The sequence below is a fragment of the Streptomyces silaceus genome, from assembly GCF_001419745.1.
In the GTDB taxonomy this organism is placed as follows: Bacteria; Actinomycetota; Actinomycetes; order Streptomycetales; family Streptomycetaceae; genus Streptomyces; species Streptomyces silaceus.
This window is the reverse complement of sequence record NZ_LIRJ01000330.1, coordinates 1-5,196: the sequence shown is the minus strand read 5'-3', so window position 1 is coordinate 5,196 and position 5,196 is coordinate 1. Positions and strand designations below refer to the sequence as shown.

Genomic DNA, 5,196 nt, shown 5'->3' with positions numbered 1-5,196 from the left:
CCCCCGCCCCCAGCCCCAGGACGTCGACGCCGCTCCCGGCGGGCGCCATCAGCAGGGCGCACCCGGTGACCGCGGCGGCCGTGGAGATCAGCCACGTGCGGGTGAGCCGTTCACCGCTCAGCGCCTTGCCGATCAGCCCGGTGGCCACGGGAGCGATCCCCAGGGCGACCGTGGTGGCCAGCGCCGCGCCGGTGCGGGCGGTGGAGCAGAGGAAGGCCGCCTGGTAGACGCCGGTTGCGGCGGCGCAGACCAGCAGCGGACGGATCAGGCCCTGCCGCATCGCCGGGACGAGGGCGAGCAAGTCACGGCGGGCGAGTACGCCCAGCACCACGCCGCCGACGACCAGCCGCCGGCCACCGAGCGCGGCAGGCCCCAAGGGGGTGCCGGCCAGGGCCTGCGCGGGACCGACCGTGCCCCACAGCAGCATGGCCCCCAGGACCGGACCGGCACTGCCGAAGAACCCGTACGTTTGTTGCCTCATGACGCCATAGGCTAGGCACTAGTACGCCAAGGTATTCAGGTCAGCGCATGATGTGTGCCAGAAGGGTGGAATCATGGAACTTGATGCGGTGGACAGGGCTCTTCTGCGGGAGCTGCAGCACGATGCACGGCAGACGAACCGGGACCTGGCCGCGAAGACCGGCGTCTCGCCGTCGACATCGCTGGAACGGGTACGGCTGCTCCGCGAACGGGGCCTGATCACCGGCTTCCACGCCGCACTGGACCTGGAAGCGGCCGGCCGCCCCGTACAGGCGCTGATCTCGGTACGCATCCGACCTCCCGCCCGACCGGTCATCGAAGGATTCCGGGAATGGGCACAGCAACTGCCCGAAGTGATCGCCATGTTCGTCACCTCCGGTGCCTACGACTTCCTCCTGCACATCGCGGTACCGGACGTGAACGGCGTATACGCCTTCGTCATCGACCGACTCACCGAACGCCGGGAGGTCGCCGACGTGCAGACGACCATGGCCTACGAACACGTCCAGCCACGCATCATCGAACCGGCCACCCCCACCGAACCCCTCCGCCACGCGCGCCGGCACCGGTAACGGCGGTGGTCCTGTGCGTCCGACGCCGAAGCGAGGCCGGCCATTCCCTCTGAGGAGTCCTTCGGCGCCCGCTGGGACGGGGTGCCGTCTTTCACGTGAGGTACGGGGTTCCGAAGACGGGGGTGCGGTTCGTCGTCCGGGCCCGGTTGGCTGCTGTGCGGAAGGCTGACGGTTCTGGGACGGCGCTGCGCGGCGACACCACATCCGCGAGCGGCGGCAGCCACTCGGACGGATCGTTTCATCCCTGCTTGCGCGGGACCGCAACTGGTGGCACAGGCCGACGCACAGCGGGTCCGGGTTACCCCGCTTGCGCCGGGACCACACTTGCTGAAGGGGTCATGAGACGCCAGCCCCTACGACACCAGGCTCAAGGGCTGTAGTACTCAAGTCCCCTCAGTCCTGGTCCGATTGTCAGTGGCGATCCCTGCCTTGGAAGAGAAGGTTCTGCGCGCTGCTACCGGGGTGGGGTATCTGTGGCAAATGGTGTATTGCATTCCGGCCTCCAGCGAATCCTCGAACTCGATAAGGAGGACCTCGGCTTGGGCAGTGCATGGCCGTCCCTGCCCGAACTTCTCGAGAGCCTGCTGCAGCCGGTCGCTGAGCGAGGTCGTGAACTGCTGGTCTGTGCGGAAAGCAGCCAAGGAAACCAGTGCAAGGCTGAACGGAGCGGGGTCAAGAGCCCGCACATGTACGTGCGCAAGCACCGCGTTCCAGACGGTCACCAGGGCAACACCCGCGGGGTCACGGTCGGCCAGACTTTGATCGGCGCGGCCACCAGAAGCGTGGCCCCGCTGTTCGCCTCTTCCCGCAAGGATCAGCGCTCGGGCGCCTACATGTGGGTGGTATGGACGACCGGACCCGGTGGGACGACTACCAGAGTGAGAATGCAACTGTTTTCGAAGAGCAGCAGGCCTCGGAAGGACACATCCACTATTCAGGTAGAGACGCGGACACCACCTGCACCTTCGGCGATGACACCTGGATCTCCAGTGCCCCCTTGGAACGCCGCGGCATCTATGGAGTTGACCTGACGCTCACAGCCGACGACCCAGCACCAGTTCGAACTGCCACGTTGGCCCCTAGAACCCCGGACGCTCCGCAGCCCCAGCCCCAGCCCCAGCCGGACGGTCGGCTCCCTCCGCTGGATTCGAATGGCGCCGCACCCAGCATCGCGAGTACAAACCGGGCCTCAGATCAAGTCGGTACCAGGATGCCGATGCCGCACGTGCTTGCCCAGCCGCTGGAACCGGTGAGCGAAGCGGTTGCATCCGACTCAGCAGACGGGGCAGGGTGCAATCCGCCGCCCTCTGGGGAGGGACCGGATCAGACTGGCTTGCCCCCTCGCTGGTTGCAGCGCAGCGAGCCGCCGATCTCGAACGCAAGAAACTGGATCTGCTCGACTGCCACGATGAGCGAACCCGTCAGCCCCAGGCCTGGTTCGGCGCGGCGGCCACGGCACAGGACACGCCATCACCCGCTATGCCAAGGCCGAGCGACTGAACCGTCTCGACGTCGAACAAGAGGTACGTCGTGTCGCGAGGGACTGACGGGCGCCCGGCGGGCCGCTGGCGGGCGTGTCGGCGTACCCCTTGAAGGCTCAGCTTGGTAATCGTCAGGATGCCGGTCGTGTGGTGGGAAATCTCAGGGAGGTGTCTCCTTGTCGTGGGTAGCAGAGAGAACGCATGATCGGCTCATGCGAGGTGTCTTCGACGATGTCCCGTTGACCACGCCGTTTCCCCGCCTGTCGCCTGCCGGCGTGGCATGCCTGGAGCAAGCCGCCCGTGCGGTCGATGCGGCTCGCGGGGACGGAGACACGGCGGAGTGGGTGTGGGCACTGGATCACGTGGTCTTCCCGGGCCCGCAGCCTGGACGCCCATCGTTCTCGGCCTCGATGTCATCGAGCATGCAGACGGGGACGACCAACTGGATTTCCTGCTTCACGTGGTGTGGACAGACTGGGGTCGGCTCGCGGTCGACGCGGCGGTGAACGTGGCCTGCTGGTGCGACAGGGATCAGGCTAGCCATGACGCCGACGCGCTCAGCCTTGTCGTCGGTGAGGAGACCTCACTGCCCCGCGCTTTCCACGCAGATGCCGAGCGTCTGATCGGATGGCTCACCGGCCCTCGCAACGCAGATTTCTGGCGTGCCCGAGCGGCTTTCCCTCCCCGTCGGCCCGTCCAGGGCGGTGCCGCTGTCGGGATACCGCTTGCACGGCCCACCGCCATTCACAGGAAGGCCCATCCGCTGAACCCGACTTCCGGAACGTTGTCCGAGGATTCCTGGGTCCTCACTGCTTCGGGCCCCTACCCGCTGTGGCGCCTGGAAGGCAGGCGCATCCGCGTCGCGCGCGCCCATGGCCCCGGCTTCGTCGAGGCAGAGGTCTCCGCCGCGGGCCCTGCCCTGCTGCGCACCTTCCGTCTGGACGGCGGTCCGGTCCTGACCGCCTGCCCACATACCCTGCTGGCCGCTGGCGCAGTGAGGCCAACTCCGCCCCTGCCTCCGCGCCAGCGGCACGGTGTCGCGGCTGTGCGGCCCCGGCCTGCCAAGCGCTTCCTGCCTCCGTCTCCGGTGGCCGCCGGTGCCCTGGCTCCCGCTGCCCGGGTGGGAACCGCAGTCCTCGACGGCGCGCAGTGGTCGGGTGAGGGCGATGCCCGAGACGGGTACTTGACGGGACACCTCATCGGTGACGGTCACTTCGTCCAGACCACGGCAGAGCTCAATGTCTGGGGCCATGCTGAAGGTGCGCAGCGGGTGCGGGAACACATCACCTGGTGCGCCGAGGACTTTCCCCGCCGCAGCGACGCCCGCGGATGGTCCTACCTGGCCCGGCATGACAAGTGGCGGTACAAACTCCCCGTCGCCGCCCTGGAGATGGTCCTCAGCTACGGGGTTGCGCCGGGCAGCAAGCGGCCCGGACGGCTCTGCGAGGAAGGCGTGGCTCCCGCCTTCCTCGCCGGCCTCCTCCGGTCGCTCTTTGACTGCGACGGACACGTCGAGGGGACCCCTGCCACTGCGGGCGTCTCCATCCGGCTGTCCCAGTCCGATGCCAAGATGCTGCTGCGAGTACAGCGGATGCTCTCCTGGCTGGGTGTCCGCTCGAGGATCCGCCTCGGGCACCCGGCGCGCCGTCACCGCATGCCGGATGGTCGTGGTGGCAGCCGCCTGTACGAGGCGAAGGAGGGCTGGAGGCTGATCATCTCCGGTGCCGATACCCTCACTTACCTCCAGCGGGCCGGGTTCGCCGACACCGACAAGCAGAACAAGTACTGTGCCGCTGTTCAGGGGCACACCTTCTACCAAAAGGCCTACCACGACCGGCTCGCCTCCGCCGCGCCGCCCATTCCCGGATGGGGGGTACGTCTGACTGCGGGGGAGGAGGCCTGGATCGCCGTGGACGGTGTTGCCGTAGCCCTGCGCCCGGGGATCACCCGCCCGAGAATCCCCCGAGGAGCAGCCGGTGTTCCGCTGCGCGCCCGGGACAGAGAGGTGCGGCCATCGGCCCGGCAGGTCGCCGACGAGCACGTGCAGGGCGAGAACGTCACCGCCCTGGCGCTGCGGCACGGTGTACCGCACTCCCAGATACGGGCCCTGCTGCGCGAGGCGGGGCAACGGGAACTGCGAGGACCGGAGCTGATGCCCAACGCGGCCCGCGCCCTGCCGGCCGGGGAGCTCGAACAGCTCTACGCCCGCCACGAAACCCACGAGCTGGCCGTGATGCTGGGGGTGCGCCCAGACCAAGTCTTGGACGCACTCGCCCGCGCCGGGGTGAAGCGCAGGGCCCGCAACCAGCGCCTGGGCCTGGAACGGCGAGTGGATCGGCAGACCTTGGAGCGCGAGTATGCCCAGGCATCGTTACGCGAACTGGCCACTCGGTACGGGGTGAGTGTTTCGACGGTTCGCAACTACTTGGTGCGCTGGGGCATCGCACGGCGGCCCACCGGCACCCGTGTGCCACGGGATGGATAGCGCGGAGGCGGGGCGCGGGGTATCAGCGGGGCGGGCTTTCAAGAGAAGCGGACCGTATACGCAGACCGCATCACCGGAGCGGCCGGAGGCGACGAGCGGCGGCGTCGGCTGGGTCACCACGCCGCACTCTCGCCGCCCGTGCGCAGTAGCGCGCGGGTCGACTCGAAGTCCTCTTCGG

General features: G+C 68.5%; 3 protein-coding genes. 2 read left to right on the top strand and 1 reads right to left on the bottom strand.

The window, feature by feature from the left end; genetic code table 11:
• Positions 1-481 (bottom strand): EamA family transporter (locus AOK22_RS27655; protein ID WP_157872300.1); only part of this gene is annotated, 481 nt, incomplete at its 3' end.
• Between the two features lie 73 nt (positions 482-554).
• On the opposite strand from AOK22_RS27655, the gene AOK22_RS27650 reads away from it, so the two are divergent.
• Both AOK22_RS27650 and AOK22_RS43030 read left to right on the top strand, forming a co-directional pair.
• Positions 555-1,052, top strand: coding sequence for an Lrp/AsnC family transcriptional regulator (locus tag AOK22_RS27650; protein WP_055701440.1), 498 nt, complete (start codon positions 555-557; stop codon positions 1,050-1,052).
• Between the two features lie 1,821 nt (positions 1,053-2,873).
• A complete protein-coding gene (locus tag AOK22_RS43030; protein ID WP_244165045.1) occupies positions 2,874-5,018 on the top strand; it encodes an LAGLIDADG family homing endonuclease in 2,145 nt (714 codons plus the stop codon).
• Positions 5,019-5,196: the final 178 nt, after the last annotated feature.